The organism is Clostridium beijerinckii, from assembly GCF_008705175.1.
Lineage (GTDB): Bacteria > Bacillota > Clostridia > Clostridiales > Clostridiaceae > Clostridium > Clostridium beijerinckii.
The window spans coordinates 4,021,040-4,036,558 of record NZ_CP043998.1 but is presented as its reverse complement, the minus strand read 5'-3'; the positions used below and the strand labels follow the sequence as shown (position 1 = coordinate 4,036,558).

Below are 15,519 nucleotides of genomic sequence, written 5' to 3'. Positions count from 1 at the left end.
TCATAATTATGGAAGAATTTGTTGTGAGCAAAAATGATGAATTAGAATATTCTCTACAAGGAATGTCCAATTTGATGTGGCAATTGGATTTAGCATCAGTAAAAGATGGGGAAAGAAATGGAATTGTTAATGTCGGTATAGGACTAAAATTAAGAGGCGATTTAGATGTATCTAAAATGGAGCGAAGCATTCAGAGATTAATTGATAATACTGATTCTATGAGAGGAATTATTGTAAATAGAGGAGAAGAATATTTTATAAAGATTAGAAAATACTATAAGGATTTTAAGTTAGAAGTACTAGAGGTTGAAGGAAATAGTGATTTAGAACGAGAACAAAATGCAATGCAAGTTATTCAGGGAAGTATGGATAGAGCAATTGATGTATTTAATAATATTCCAATAGATATAAAACTATATAGAATAAATGAGCAATATCATTATATGCTATTTAAAGTTCATCATTGTTTTACGGACGCAGTATCAGTATTACTGTCAGTAGAGACTATGTTAAAACTCTATGATAATGAAAGTTATGAATTTTCTACACTTAGGGAACCCTTTCAAAACTTATTACAAGAAGATTATGAATATATGATGTCTGAAAATGCTAAAAAGTCTATTCAATATTGGCAAGAAGAGTTTGAGGGATATTCTCCAAAACCACCACAAATTGATTATAATCGACAATGTATAAAGTCTGGAGATTTACCTCCAATTCAATTAAATTTGGAGAATATTACAAGTATTGCGACTTTAAATCGCACGAGCGATTTTAATGTTATTATGTTAATTTTGCATTTAGCACTTGCTAAAACAAATAATTCTAATGACATAGGAACGACTTATTTAATTTCAAATAGAATGAATGGATCTAAATATCAAGATACTATAGGAAGTATTGCAAGAATTATTGATACTAGATATATATTTGAAGAAAATGAGAAAATTTCATCAATGCATAAAAAAATAAGAAGTAAGATTTCAAAAGGATTAAATAATTGCAGAGTTGCTGGGGGAAGAACTCCTTACTTAATTACGTATCTTAATATTGTAAATGAAGTTAATCTTCCTAAATTTAATGGATTGCCTGTTGAAACATTTTTGGTTAAATCAAAACGTGAAGATTGCGGAATTTTATGCTTTGCAATTATAAAATCCAATGATTTTATTGAAATTGGATTTGAAACAGATACTAGACTTTTCAGTCTTGAATATTTAAATGATATAAAAAAGAATTGTATCTTAGCAGAACAATTTTTAAACAACCAAGCTGAAAGTACTTTTAAAGAATATATGGGTAAATAAAGGGAGGCAGAGAATGGTTTATAATGATATTGCTATTATTGGAGTAAGTGGTCGATTTACAGAATCAGATAATTTAGGGGAGTTTCACGAATTACTGGTAAAGGAAAAAGATTGTATAATTGATGTCCCACAGAATAGAGTGGATTTAATGAAATTAAATCCAGATAAGAAATATATCCAAGCTGGATATTTAGAACATATTGAATATTTCGATCATGACTTTTTTAATATTTCAAATCGAGAAGCGGATTTAATGAGTCCAGAGCAGCGCTTAAGTTTGGAACTGGTAGCGGAGACTATTTTAGATGCGGGATATTCTATTGAAGGTTTTCGCGGAACTAATTGCAGTGTGATTTGTGCAACTTCTGAAAATGAATACGGAAATTTAGTTAAAAATACTACCGCACCATCTGTTTTAGGAAGCTTAAAATGCATGTTAAGTGGTAAGATAGGATTCTATTTTGATTTAAGAGGCACAAATCTCACTTTGGATGCTGGGTGTTCATCTTCTTTAGTTGCAATACATGAGGCATGCATAAAATTAATGACTGGAGAAAGTGATTATAGCCTTGTAGGTGGAGTAGAGATATTTACAGAAATTTATGAATCTAAAAAGAATATTTATGATATCTTAGGAGTATTTTCTTCACAGTATAAGAGTAAATCATTTGGTGAAGGTGCTGATGGAGCAAGTGCTGGTGAAGGTGGTGGATTTGTTCTATTAAAGCGTCTTGAAGATGCCAAGCGTGATGGAAATAATATTTATGGTGTTATTAAAGGTGGGGCAATAAATGGTGATGGTGGTCGTTGTGGGATGGTTACATTACCAAGTTCTGAAGGACAAAAAGAAGTTATAGAAAAAGCTTGGAATGGGATTGATATTTCTAATCTGACTGAAATTGAGTCTCATGGAATTGGAAATCCAATAGGAGATTGTGTTGAGGCTATAAGCATTATTGAAAACCTTAGAAAGAGGAATGTTATTAATAAAGAAATACTTCTGAGCTGTGTAAAGCCTAATATCGGTCATCTGGCAATTGCAGCAGGAATATCAAGTCTTATTAAAGTGTTAGTTGGATTTAAGTATAATGAATCATATCCAATTGTAAACTTTGAAAAAACTAATCATATGATTGACTTTTCTAAATCAGCGTTAATTCCAGCAACTAAAATTAAGAAGTGGAATTCAAATGATAAAAGAATGGTGGGTATTGAAGCTTTTGGGTTAAGTGGGACAAATGCACATATAATTGTTGAGAATTACCCTCAAATTACCAAACCAAAAGAAGATCATAGAAATTTAATTACAATTTCTGCAAAATCGGAAACTTCATTTAATGCGTATAAGAAAGAATTGTTTAACTATTTATCTGAGCATAATTCCATTTCCTTTAACAGTATTGCATATACTTTGAACCATTGTAGAGATGATTATGATTTTCGTAGAATGGTTATTGCTGAAGATCTGGATGATTTTCTTGAAAAGTTAGACATGATGATGCCTATTTCAGAGCAAAAAAAATATAAAATTGTGTTTGCAATGAAGTTTAGTAATTGTTCTGAGTTAAATTTAGAACAATATAAAAATATAGCGCCAGGGTTAAATTTTAATTCCAATATTTTTAATCAAGATGCTTCATTCAAGTATGGTATGTACAAATACTTGAAATCTTTAGGGGTAAAGCCAGATTTTACGCTTGCTGATTATCAAAGTCGTGCTATTTTAGATTATATTTCAGGTAAAATTGATTTAGCATCTCTTGAAGAATCAATTGAAACTTCAGTTGATAATAACTATGAAAAATTAATTGCACAAATTAAAAAGATATCTGAAAATGATGATGTTATTATATTAGATTTTAATTATAGCAATGCTTTAAAAAATGAAAGTTTTGATAGAAAAGTAAAAGTGTTTAATTTGTTTTCTGTTCGTGATATAGAAAAGTTTATGATTGCTTATTATAACAGTGGAAATTCAGTTAATTGGAATTCTTACTATGGTGATGTAAGAGAAAATATTGTTTCGCTACCGGGGTATTGTTTTGATAAAGTATCTCATTGGACGAAATTAAAACATAATGAAGAAATTTATGAAATGAAGTTAAAAGAAGTGGCTCAAACTCAAGAAGAATTTCAAGAGGTTGAAAGTACACAAGAGAATACAAATACTTTTGATTTTGCTGAAGCAGAGAATTTCTTAGAGGGTTTATGGAAAAAAACTTTGAATTTCTCGGGAAGTATTGATCATGATGAAGATTTTTTTGATCTTGGAGGAAATTCATTACTTTTATTACAAATGTCGGAGGAAATTAATAATTATTTCAATATAAGCTTTGATATTTATGAGATCTATGATTATGAAAGTATTGAAAAGTTAACACAGAGAATTTCTGAATGGGAATGCTAATTTAAGAAATTGGAAAGGAGTGAAAATAAAATGGATACTCTTGTAGAAGCTATTGAACGCAATAGAGAAATAATCCCAGATAAAATTGCTTTACGTTATAAAAAAGATATCCTTACATATAGAGAGTTGCAAAATAAAATAGAACTTGTTTCAGGCTATCTTGAAAGTATTGGAATAGAAAAAGGAGATCGTATTATACTAGAAGCACTATCAAAATTTGATTATGTGATTACCTTTATTGCTGCGCAAAGGGTAGGTGCTATTACTATTCCTATAGAACGTGCTCCAAAGTTTGAAGTTCTTAATCATATTTACAATTTAACTGAAGCCAAGATATATCTCTCATCAAATGGAAAATCTGTAGATAGAATTTCTGCAAAATCGTATAAAACTGTTTTAGAACAAGCCAAATTAAAACAAATTAGAGGTGCTTACAAAAAGCCATCACCTGAGGATATTGGCGAATTAATTTTCACTACAGGTTCTACTGGTAAGCCGAAAGGAACTACACATACACTTAAGGGAATTAATTGTAATATGAAAAATACATGGCATGGTATCGGCATGTTAGATACAGATATAATTTTGCTACCACTGCCATTAAATCATTCTTTTGGTATGCGTGTTCTTAGATCAGCTTTATTGATAGGTGCAACAATTGTATTACAAAATGGGTCAGTATTTATAAAGGAAACAGAAAGTAATATTGAAAGTTATAGTTGCACCGCATTAGCATGTGTATCAACTGCTATGGAAATGATGTTACAACAAATTGATGAAACTAAGGTAGGTGATGTGTTTGGAAGACTGCGTTACATTGAATTTAGCGCTGGAGCAGTTCCAGTTCAATTACGCAAAAAACTTTTGAGATTATTGCCGAATACTGAAATTCATAATACGTGGGGATCATCAGAAAGTGGTGGTTGCTTATTTCTTAATTTAAAAGAATGTCCTGATAAGATTGAATCTATGGGAAAACCTCTTGATAATATTCAGGTTTGTCTGATTGAACAAGATAATAATAAGATTTTAGAGGGAATTGGTGAGAAGGTAATAGGAAAAATGGCCCTGAAGGGGGACATGCAGATGATAGGCTATTGGGGACAAGAAGATTTGTCAAAAGAAATCTTAAAAGATGGATGGCTTATTATGAGTGATTTAGTATGGAAAGATAGTGATGGATACTTTTACATGATTGGTAGAGCAGATGACATTATAAATACTGCTGGAGAAAAAGTTTCACCAAATGAAATTGAAACTGTAGTAAATCAATATTTAAATGTAAAAGAGAGTGCTTGTGTTGGTGTAAAAGATCCAGATGGAGTGCTTGGAGAAATTCCTATTATTTATATTGTTGCAGATAAGAACTTAATTAATCTGAATTCTTTAAAAGAATATCTTGCTCAAAAGTTATCAAGCTATAAAATTCCTAGTCATTTTATATTTTTAGATTCTTTGCCACGAAATGCAATGGGTAAAATCGAGCGAAAAAAACTTCGCAAAATGTGGGAAGATTCTAAGGGGATAGAAAGTTTAAATCCTGTACTACAAAATATTTTCCAACGTAGGAGCATTCGCAATTTTACAAATCAATCTATTCCTAAAGATATATTAGAATTATTGATAGAGGCAGGAAAAGCTGCACCATCTGGAAAGAATTTAAAGACAAGACGTTTCACAGTTATTCAGTCTGAAAATGAAATTCGAAGGTTAAAAGAAATTACTAAGGAAATATTAGTAAGGGAGAAAAAAACACTGAATGGCTTTGAAAATCCAAAAGTTTTGATACTAATATCAAATGATAGAAGAAATCAAGATGGAATTCAAGATTCAGCTTGTTCCGCAGAAAATATTATGCTTTCTGCTACCTCCTTTGGATTGGGGAGTGTATGGTTAAATGGTCTCATGACAATATGTGATATACCTGAAATTAGGATGAAATTAGACGAGTATAAAATTCCAAAGAATCATATTGTATGGGCGGCCATAGCATTAGGATATCCTGAAACTACTGGGATTCCACCAGAAGAAAAAGGAAATGTTGTTTGCTATATAGGAGAAGCTTAAACTTGATTGGTGAATTATACAATAGTATAAAAACAAAAATTTTAATATTAGATAATATTCAAGACATTTCAGAAGAACAATATGCAGATATATATGAGTTATTGTCAGAAGAGAGAAAGGAAAAAGTAAATAAATTACGTTTTATGAAAGACAAAGTTCAGTCTATAAGTGCATATTGTCTTTTGAAATATGGACTAAAAAGGTTTTATGATGTTGTAGAAATGCCTAATTTTTTATATCATAAGCAACACAAACCTTATTTTAAAGACAGTAATATATTTTTTAATTTATCACATTGTTTTAATGCTGTTTGTTGTGCAATTTCATATCAAGAAGTTGGAATTGATATTCAAGATAATAATGATTGTTATGAAAATATTTTGAATTATTCGATGAATTCAAATGAAATTGCTGTAATTGAAAACTCAACAAATCCAAAAGATGTTTTTTACCGTTATTGGACATTAAAAGAAAGTTATTTTAAATACATTGGGACTGGTATCAGTAATGATTTAAATAAGATAGATTTTTCAGCATTTCAACAGGAAAGATTTACTTATAAAGATCTTAAATTTTTAACGATTTCTCGACGAAGTTATTGTTTAGCATTTTGTGGAGTAGAATTGCCAGAAGTGATTGATGTATCCTACCAAGAGATAATTATATAAAATCATCTTTTGGTAGGAAAAATGATAAATAATTTTATAAAAATATTGAAAGGTTATTAGGTTTATATTGAGAATGAATCTTATTTTTATGATAAAGTTTATTTTTTAATATGAGGAATGGAGGATTAGAAAATATGAGTTTAATTGAATTTAAAGATGTTGTACGTACTTATGGGATTGGAGAAAATATACAATATGCAGTAAACAAAGTTAATTTCACAATTGAACAGGGGGAGTTTGTAGTAATTCTTGGACAATCAGGTGCGGGAAAATCCACAATTCTGAATATGTTAGGTGGAATGGATAAGCCAACAAGTGGAATTGTAACTATTGATGAACAAGTTGTATCTTCAATGAATGATAATCAACTTTCTGAATTTAGAGCAACTAGTATTGGGTTTATATTTCAGTTTTATAATTTATTACCCAGCCTTACTGCATATGAGAATGTAGCCTTAACAAAGGATATTGTGGGAAATGCCTTATCTGCGGATGATATGCTAAAAGCAGTAGGTTTATTACAGTATAAGAATAAGTTTCCAACACAACTATCTGGCGGTGAGCAACAACGAGTTTCTATTGCAAGAGCATTAAGTAAAGATCCTAAAATTATATTAGGAGATGAACCTACAGGGGCTTTGGATTCAGAAACAGGAATTACTGTATTAAAATTATTGAAGTCTATGTGTAAGGAACGTCATAAAACTGTCATTATAGTTACACATAATTCAGATTTTGCACAGTGTGCTGATAAAGTAATTCGTATGAAAAATGGTAAAGTGCGAGAAATTCAGATTAATGAGAATCCTATTCCAATTGAGGAGGTGGATTGGTAGATGTTATTCCGAAAAATGCTTCGAGATTTAAATCATAATAAAATGCAGTTTTTTTCAATCTTTATTATGTCTATGTTAGCTATGTATCTATATACTGGATTTGCAAGTGAAGTTTCAGGGATAGAAACCGCAAGAAAAAATTATCATGAATTATGTAACTTAGCAGATGGCTGGTTACAGGGAAATAATTTTTCGGAAAGTGATTTGAAAAATGTTTCGCAAATTAATGGAATTAAGAATGCAGAACGGCGATTTTTGATAGATGGAACTGGTGTAAATGAGACATATCTCAATGTATATTTTCAGGAAGAAAATACAATTAATAAGCCATATGTAATTGAGGGCGAAGAATATAATCCTAATAATAAACAATGCATATGGCTAGCTTACAGATATGCAAAGGAAAATCATTTGAAAGTAGGTGATGATTATTCATTTAAGGCAGATGACAGAGAGTTTACTTTAAAAATAGCAGGTCTTGTTTGGAGTTCTGAATATGAATACTATAAAGAAGATTCTGATATAGAGCCTAATTACGCACACACTGGTTATGCATTTTGTTCAAGTAAATTGTTAGATAATATTTCTTATAATCAGATTGTTTTTACAAGCAATGTTGAAAATGTGTATAGCTTAGATGATAGTATAGATAAAATTTTATCATATACATCATTTGCTGATAGAGATAGCCAGAACGGCATTTCTGCATTAAATGATGAAATAGAACAACATAAAGTGATGTCTGAGGTTTTTCCAGTTGCATTTATGTTAATCTCTTTGTTGAGTATTATTACAACTATGACTCGTTTAATTGATAAGCAGCGTACCGAAATTGGTACAATGAAGGCTTTAGGCGTTAAGAAAAGAAAGATAGTTATTCATTATTTAAGCTATAGTTTTTTTCCATCACTTTTAGGGGTTATGTTCGGCACAATTCTTGGGCCACTTACTATTACACCACTTCTTTTTAATATGAAGTACCAAATTGATTCTTCTAACGAATACTTGCTGCCTAAAGTAATGCCAGAATATCCAATTTCATTTTGGTTTATTGGAATTATTATTGTTATTGTGTGTACATTATCAACTTACTTTAGTTGTAAAAAGATTTTGAAAATTAATCCCTCAGAGACACTTCGGCCAGTACCTCCTAAAACTGCGAAAAAGTGCATATTTGAAAAGCTACCATTTTGGAGTAAGTTTACATTTAGCTTGCAATATAATTTAAGGGATCTAAGTAGAAATAAAGTTCGTACTGTTATGGGGTTAATTGGAACAATCGGGTGTATGTCTTTATTAGTTTGCGGATTTGCTTGTAAAGAAAATTTTTCAACAATTCCAGATTGGTATTTTGGAAAAATTAATAATTATCAAACCCAGATCCGATTTAATGATAAAATTTCGCTAGATGAAGCTAAAAAAATCAAAAATGAAGTAGATGGTGGAATGTGGATGGAAGAAAAAATCGAAATTAAATCTGCAAATAATGACACAAAATATACTTCAAATCTTGATGCTGTTGATGGAACTAACTTTTTTCAAATTACAGATGCAAATCAAAATCTTTTATCTTATAAGGATGGAGATGTAGCAATTAGCCGAAATTTAGCAAAGAAATTAGGTATTTCAGTTGGCGATACAATTAACTGGCATTTATCTGATAGTGATAAATGGGTAAAATCCAAGATTACAATTATTAATTGTATTCCTATGGGGCAAGCAGTTGTAATGACAAGAAATACTATAGAATCTCTAGGGTATAAATTTAAACCATCCGGTGTTATGACAAATAAAATATTGTCTGAATATAATTCAGAACATGTTGCATATGTATATGGGCATGATAAATTAAGAAGTGCAGCAGATTCAGCAATTGAAATGTCTAACATGATAGTTATCATAATGGTAGTGCTAGCTTGTATTTTAGCTATAGTTGTATTATACAATATGGGACTAATTTCCTATACAGAACGTAAAAAAGAATTAGCTACACTAAAAGTAATGGGATTTAAAACAGGTCAATTAAGAAGCTTACTTTTAAGGCAGAATTTGTGGTTATCTGTAGTTGGAGCAATTATTGGTACTCCAATAGGGGTTTGGTTACTACAAATTTTACTTGATTCACAAGGAGATTCTTTTGATATTACCGCAAAATGCTCTATTGGTTCTTTTTTAATTTCATTTGCTATTACTTGTGGTGTTTCGGCAGTTGTAAGCTTATTTTTTTCTGGAAAGGTTAAAGGGCTTGATATGGTAGAGACTTTGAAAGGAATGGAGTAAATTTTAAATAATATAAAAATCTTTTATAAATGAAAGGAAATAATAATATGTTGAAATTAAATAGGGGATTTAATGATAATATTTTAATTACTGGTGTAACTGGTTTTATTGGCAGACACGTATTATATGAACTCATAAATGATTTTCTTCAATTTAACTATTCTGGGGAAATAATTCTTTTAATTAGAGGAAATAGCAGAGCTGATAGTTTTAAGAGACTGAAAGCTATTTTGGAGCATGAATATATTCCAGATTATTTGAGGAAATTTACACTAGACGACATGTTGAGAAATATTAAAATTATTGATGGAGCATTAGGTGATGATGATTTATATGATAAAATCAATAATTCAATAACAAATGAAAAAAAATTATATGTAATTCATTGTGCAGGAAGTGTCAACTTATTCAATAATGAAAATGCAAAGTCAGAGATAATTAATAATAATTTCAATGGAACCCAAAAACTTTTAGATGTATTAAACAACTATACTTTTAAATTTACTTTTATAAGTACAGCTTTTTCTTGTGGTATTGTTGATGGAGAAATTGAAAATGACTATTCATCTTATTATGGAAAAAGTGATTTCAGGAATCATTATGAGCAGTATAAGAATACCATTGAAAAAATAGTGATAGATTATTGTTCTAGTAGGTTAATTGAATATCAAATTTTGCGTCCAAGCGTTGTTGTTGGTAGATTAATTGATACACCACTTTACTATACATCAAAATTTGATGTAATATATGGATGGACCAAGTTTTTTTGGCACATAAGAAATAATGTAGGTGAAGATACTATTAGGATACAAATGGAGAATACTTCAAAAATAAACGTTGTGCCTGTAGATTATGTAGCTAAAGTAATTAAAAATGTTTTTGATAGTGACATACAATTTTTAAACATAGTTTATCCTCGTTCAACTGTCAATCGTTATATGTATGGCCAAATGCTTAAAGCTATTGATTTGGATAAATTTGTTTTTGTCGATGATTTGCCAATTAATTTAAATAAACATGAAAAATTTTATTATCGCTTAACACATAAAGTTTATAGCCCATACTTAAATAATATTAAGAATGAATATGATACTAGTTATCTAAAAGAAATTATGGATGACGACTATATAAAGGAGATTGATTTCATAAATCTTGCTAAATTTGCAATTGAACATGATTTTGACGATAGTAAATTATCTAGAGTATAAAGAGGAGTGTATAGTATTATAAATAGAGAACTCATCTTGTTAGGATAAATAGAAATGAGTTTCTCAGACGCTGACAGTTTCTGTTTGCTTTATATATTTAACTATAATAGTGCAAAAATGCTTGGATAATTTTACAACTGAATAAAATAAAAAACATCTATGATAAATCCTTGTTATAATTGAGTTACCGTTACCACACAACAATGACAGCAAGAAGCCATACATAAATGTTTCAGAACACAATTATATTAGATGAGCTATCAATATACGATTTTTTAAAACAATTAAATTTTGATTTTTACTTAACTAAGCCTCATTTAAGACATTTAAAAAATATGATATCAAAAGGTTATAATGGTAAAATTTACGACATAGCGGAGCTTGCTCCTTCGAAACATCGAACTAGTATTATTAGATTTCTTTCAAGTAGTGATCGGAATGAAAAACTTTTAGAAAGGGCATTAAAAGCATATATCATAGAACTTATTTGTGCTAAATCAAGAGAATCCAGACAGCCAATATACTTTATTATGGATGACACTATTTCTGAAAAGACAAAGCCCTCGTCAAAGGCTAAAAATCCAATTGAAAAGTGTTCGTTTCATAATTCTCATTTAAAAGGTAAAAATGTATATGGTCATCAAATAGAAGGTTCTTTAACATCTTGTGACGGATTAGTGCTGACATACTCAATTGATATCTATCATAAAGAATATATGAGAAAAATAGAATTAACTCAAAAATTAATTACAATGTTTTCTAAACTTGAGAATAAAGGATATGTGTTAGTTGTAAGGATATTTTTAATGCTTATGAAAAAGCTGGCTATAGTTATATTAGTATTTTAAAAACTAATAGAGTTATTTTTCTATATGGCTATGACAGACTAGGAATAAAATTTCATAAGTTTGCTACATTATTAAAGATTGAAGACTTTGATCTCGTAACCGTCAAAGATAAGCAATACTACATTTACAATTATGTTGACAACTTCAATTTGATACTGTAAATTCAACAGATGTTAACAATAACAACACTACTGAAAATATTGACCAAGCTGTAAGCAAAGCCATAAAAAGTAGAGGGACAAATTATCTAAGTGGAGAGGTGGCTACAGAAGGTCACATAGTTTTAGATGTTGAAGAAAAAGATAATATCGTGAAAGTTTACACTATTTCAAGTTTTGGTTATTTTGGCTTTGAAAATGGGATTTTCACAGAAATAAGTGGAAGTGGAGCTATTCCTACGGTAATGACATTTTCTGAAAATTCAAATGGTGGTTATTCATTAATCGAATATAAAGAACCTGAAGATGGAGAAGAATGTGAAAATTCTATAAAACAGATGTTTCCAGAGAAGTTATGGGACAAGGTTTTAAAGGGTCAGGAAAGCTATTCGCAGCTTGCAGAATCAAAAGAGAATGAGGCTAAAGAATACCTGAAACAAATTGGTAGAATTGCTGATGTGAGCTCAAAATATGTTGAAAAGAAACGTCCTAATATTAATGTTACAGCAGAAAATAAACTATTTGTATACTGGGGGAAGAATGATTCATTTCTAAATCACTGTCCTTATTGGATAGGAACAAAAGAGCGTATTGAAAATGGTGTAAGGCTAATTTATGAAACATCTCAAAGTAAAAGCGCTGATGGATATGATGTAATCACTTTTAAAGAAACGAAATCAGATGGAACAGTTGTTGAAGAACGTAGCTATAAAATAGTAGGAGATGAACCAGAGCTTCAATAGAAATTGTAGGATTCTCTAGTAAATAATAAGCTTGTAACACTATATAATAATTTTTAAAGCAGAAATTAAAAGTGGATTTTACAGAAATATTCTATAACTTACTCGTTATAGTAAATTAATGGTCTGGGGGTATTATATGAGTAAAACATTACTCTTTAACAAAGTTATTTATTCAATATTTTTTATATGTACAATAATTACATGTATTATTGTTTATAGCAACATAGATAATGGTATGGCTTCAAAATTTGTGATTGGCTATGCTGTGTTTGCTCTATTTATGTTATTGTATGTGCCTATAATTACTTTATTTAATGCAAGAAAACTGAAATGGGATCATCTTAGAAAAGTATTAATTAAATTTGTCATTATGTTTGCAACATTTTTTGCACTTAATTGCGTTTTCGATTACATCTTTAAAAGTCCTAATGTGGACCTACTTAATGCTGCTTCTCATGCAGTGGGTTTATCTTTTGGTTTAGCTTTTGTAGATGTTACATTTTTAGAAAGAAGAAAAAAATAAGGATATGCACTTTTCTGTTTCGATTGCTACATATACCTATGATTGCATTAAAGATAATTGTCATGAGAAACTGCTAAAATATAATCCCTAATGTATTTATTGCATATATATTGCAAAAATAATTCTTCATCATAATTCTAAAAATATTGAAAGAATTTTAGCCGTAATTTTGAAATGTGCATTGTGAATTGCAACATATATATATGAATTTAATGAGCTATTATCGGACTCATTAATCTTTTGAAAAATGTTTATGGGAAAGTTGTTTGCTTCTCCGCGATGCTTCGGGAGAAACAAACATTTCCTGCAAGAATAAGGTGCTGCCTGTTTTAAACGTGGCTAGAAGTTTCACCGTACCTGGATTGTATAGTGATTTTCTTCTGTTTTACAACAATTAGTTTAGTTTTTGTCCTATTTCCTCAGCTTGGTTAAAAATTTCTTGTTGACTAAGAATATCATCCTTACTGTGCAAGTTTCCTGCGATGATATTACCTGAATTCACCATTTGACTATAGTCGCCAAAAATTTGATTAAGATATTCTGTAACATTTTTAAATGCTTCAGCAGGTGCACCGCTACATGTAACAGTTATATACTTTTTTCCTGGTAAAAGTCTTGTGGTATGATTGGATTCCACAAAAAACGTAAATAGTCTATCTAGGAAATTTTTTGTATAACCGCTCACGTGCACCATATAGACTGGTGTTCCAACTATAATGCAATCAGCATCAGCTATCTTAGGTAAAAGTTCAGTCATCTTGTCGTTAATAGAACAATATTCCACTTTATTTGCTTGACATAAACCACAAGCCCTGCAGCCTTTATTATCAAGTTCTGCTAAATTATAAGTTTCAACTTCATGTCCATTTTTCTTAATGCCCGAACAAATGGCATCAACTATTTTTGAAGTATTTCCGTCCTTTCTTGCACTGCCTACAAAAGCCATAACTTTCATTTTTATTACCTCCTAATATCAATTCAAAATTAAAAGAGTATTCGAACCAGCATGACATGCCAAGATGATAGGCTAGTACCGGTTCAAAGACTAAATTAATTATAAATGTTACATAACAAGAATATTTGCCTTTTTCAATTATCTTTTTGCCTTATTCTCCAGATCTTTATTTTTTCTCAGCCACATTAGAAAACTGAGGGCGTTAAACCAGCAGAATATTCTTAATTAATAGAAAAAAAGCCTGCAAGCTCAAATAGGCAGCAGGCATGATACAGCAGTGATTGGAGTCTCTTTTTTGTAGATTAAAAATCATATCAATTACTATAAACTCAAAGCTATATTTTAGATTAATATGTTTTTTGGGGTTGTCTATATAATTTGTCTATATCTTTTCGAGGGGGAGCTCCATAAAAAGCGCTGTAATCTCGGTTAAATTGAGAATTACTAACATAACCTACCATTCTGCTGGCAGTGGTCGCATCCATGTGTTGGGACAGCATTAAATTCCTCGCTTCATGTAGACGCAGAGCTTTTTGATATTGCATAGGGGACATCGAAGTGACCGCTTTAAAATGATTATAGAAAGAGGATTCACTCATATGTGTCAGTTTGGCTAAGTCTGAAACTTTAACTGCCTGAGAAAAATTTTTACGAAGCCAAGCTATTGCTTCTGACACTTGATGTACTCCTGAGTCTGCAAATCCCATGGCTGCAACATGAACTCCAGCAGAACTGCGAAGTAGGCGAATTAGAATTTCATCCATAATCAGTGGTGCAATGAATTCTACATCTCCTGGTTTCTGCAAGCACTCCAAAAGCCTTATCATTGCATCAATAATGCTTATATCTGCATTCATAACATGTCCAGCACGCCACTGTTTTATTTCAGGCAGACCATGAGAATATACTTTCGGAACAATCTCAGCAATCCTCTCGGGATTAAGATCCAGCCTTATAATAAGGAGAGGCTCAGATTTAGTTGCCTTCATAGTTTGCAGAGAAATTGGCGGAGTGATTGGATTCATTAACATTTGTGATTTATCAAGCTTGTATGTCTCGTGACCTATTGAGATAGACCTTGCTCCTTGGGCAACAATACTTAAAGAAGGTAAATAGAAAGTCTTTGGACAATCTATCTCTGTTCCTGAATAGCGAACGATAGACAGACCAGAGATTGGCAGATCTAAAACACCATCCTGTGGAGCAAAGGTATATAGCAGGTGTGCTAATCGAGTCATTTTTGTTTTGAGTAATCTTTCAATGTCATCCGATTCTGGAATTACATACTCACGATATACATTCATGATTTGAAAACGCTCCTTATTATATAAATTTCATTATCATATTTCTAATTTAGATTATAAATATTTAGTTATCTATTTAAATATAATAGCAGTTTATCATTGAAATTTATATAGAATGTTTGGGACATCTTCGAATGAAAAATATCGAATTAATTAGTAAGATTCATTTATACTGAAAGTATACGTATCAAGCTAAAACGTATACTTTCAGTTTA

The 15,519-nt window shown here is 30.5% G+C and carries 11 protein-coding genes and 1 pseudogene; 10 read left to right on the top strand and 2 right to left on the bottom strand.

Features of this window, described 5'->3' with window-relative positions; genetic code table 11:
* Nucleotides 1–8: 8 nt before the first annotated feature.
* The 10 genes and pseudogenes from F3K33_RS18200 to F3K33_RS18155 all read left to right on the top strand — a co-directional run bounded on the left by F3K33_RS18200 (nucleotide 9) and on the right by F3K33_RS18155 (nucleotide 13,045).
* Nucleotides 9–1,307 (top strand): condensation domain-containing protein, encoded by a 1,299-nt coding sequence (locus F3K33_RS18200; RefSeq protein ID WP_039771679.1) that lies wholly within the window; start codon nucleotides 9–11, stop codon nucleotides 1,305–1,307.
* 13 nt (nucleotides 1,308–1,320) lie between these two features.
* The gene (locus F3K33_RS18195; protein WP_039771680.1) at nucleotides 1,321–3,714 is read left to right on the top strand and encodes a beta-ketoacyl synthase N-terminal-like domain-containing protein; all 2,394 of its coding nucleotides are present in this window, start codon (nucleotides 1,321–1,323) and stop codon (nucleotides 3,712–3,714) included.
* 30 nt (nucleotides 3,715–3,744) lie between these two features.
* Nucleotides 3,745–5,781, top strand: coding sequence for an AMP-binding protein (locus F3K33_RS18190; protein WP_039771682.1), 2,037 nt, complete (start codon nucleotides 3,745–3,747; stop codon nucleotides 5,779–5,781).
* Nucleotides 5,782–5,783: 2 nt separating this feature from the next.
* Nucleotides 5,784–6,449, top strand: a complete 666-nt coding sequence (locus F3K33_RS18185; protein ID WP_039771684.1) for a 4'-phosphopantetheinyl transferase family protein — start codon at nucleotides 5,784–5,786, stop codon at nucleotides 6,447–6,449.
* A 134-nt stretch (nucleotides 6,450–6,583) separates the two neighbouring features.
* The gene (locus F3K33_RS18180; RefSeq protein ID WP_039771686.1) at nucleotides 6,584–7,285 is read left to right on the top strand and encodes an ABC transporter ATP-binding protein; all 702 of its coding nucleotides are present in this window, start codon (nucleotides 6,584–6,586) and stop codon (nucleotides 7,283–7,285) included.
* Nucleotides 7,286–9,565 carry an ABC transporter permease gene (locus F3K33_RS18175; RefSeq protein ID WP_039771688.1) on the top strand — a complete coding sequence of 760 codons (2,280 nt, stop codon included), beginning with the start codon at nucleotides 7,286–7,288 and terminating at the stop codon, nucleotides 9,563–9,565.
* Between the two features lie 47 nt (nucleotides 9,566–9,612).
* Complete coding sequence (locus F3K33_RS18170) at nucleotides 9,613–10,773, top strand: SDR family oxidoreductase (RefSeq protein WP_167514424.1); 1,161 nt, start codon at nucleotides 9,613–9,615, stop codon at nucleotides 10,771–10,773.
* 227 nt (nucleotides 10,774–11,000) lie between these two features.
* Nucleotides 11,001–11,764, top strand: a pseudogene (locus F3K33_RS18165) (IS701 family transposase); the annotation flags it as partial.
* A 116-nt stretch (nucleotides 11,765–11,880) separates the two neighbouring features.
* A complete protein-coding gene (locus F3K33_RS18160) occupies nucleotides 11,881–12,522 on the top strand; it encodes a transcriptional regulator (protein ID WP_243141333.1) in 642 nt (213 codons plus the stop codon).
* Between the two features lie 136 nt (nucleotides 12,523–12,658).
* Entirely contained in the window at nucleotides 12,659–13,045 is a 387-nt protein-coding gene (locus tag F3K33_RS18155; protein ID WP_039771692.1) for a hypothetical protein, read from the top strand.
* Between the two features lie 394 nt (nucleotides 13,046–13,439).
* On the opposite strand, the gene F3K33_RS18150 is transcribed toward F3K33_RS18155, so the two are convergent.
* On the bottom strand, nucleotides 13,440–14,000 hold the full coding sequence (locus F3K33_RS18150) for a flavodoxin family protein (RefSeq protein ID WP_039771694.1): 561 nt from the start codon (nucleotides 13,998–14,000) through the stop codon (nucleotides 13,440–13,442).
* A gap of 347 nt (nucleotides 14,001–14,347) precedes the next feature.
* Nucleotides 14,348–15,304, bottom strand: coding sequence for an AraC family transcriptional regulator (locus F3K33_RS18145; RefSeq protein WP_039771696.1), 957 nt, complete (start codon nucleotides 15,302–15,304; stop codon nucleotides 14,348–14,350).
* Nucleotides 15,305–15,519 lie beyond the last annotated feature (215 nt).

Excerpts from the sequence above, each read along its gene's own strand:
- F3K33_RS18200 (WP_039771679.1), top strand. The coding sequence starts at position 9 with ATGGAAGAATTTGTTGTGAGCAAAAATGATGAATTAGAATATTCTCTA.
- F3K33_RS18195 (WP_039771680.1), top strand. The coding sequence starts at position 1,321 with ATGGTTTATAATGATATTGCTATTATTGGAGTAAGTGGTCGATTTACA.
- F3K33_RS18190 (WP_039771682.1), top strand. The coding sequence starts at position 3,745 with ATGGATACTCTTGTAGAAGCTATTGAACGCAATAGAGAAATAATCCCA.
- F3K33_RS18180 (WP_039771686.1), top strand. The coding sequence starts at position 6,584 with ATGAGTTTAATTGAATTTAAAGATGTTGTACGTACTTATGGGATTGGA.
- F3K33_RS18175 (WP_039771688.1), top strand. The coding sequence starts at position 7,286 with ATGTTATTCCGAAAAATGCTTCGAGATTTAAATCATAATAAAATGCAG.
- F3K33_RS18170 (WP_167514424.1), top strand. The coding sequence starts at position 9,613 with ATGTTGAAATTAAATAGGGGATTTAATGATAATATTTTAATTACTGGT.
- F3K33_RS18155 (WP_039771692.1), top strand. The coding sequence starts at position 12,659 with ATGAGTAAAACATTACTCTTTAACAAAGTTATTTATTCAATATTTTTT.
- F3K33_RS18150 (WP_039771694.1), bottom strand. The coding sequence starts at position 14,000 with ATGAAAGTTATGGCTTTTGTAGGCAGTGCAAGAAAGGACGGAAATACT.
- F3K33_RS18145 (WP_039771696.1), bottom strand. The coding sequence starts at position 15,304 with ATGAATGTATATCGTGAGTATGTAATTCCAGAATCGGATGACATTGAA.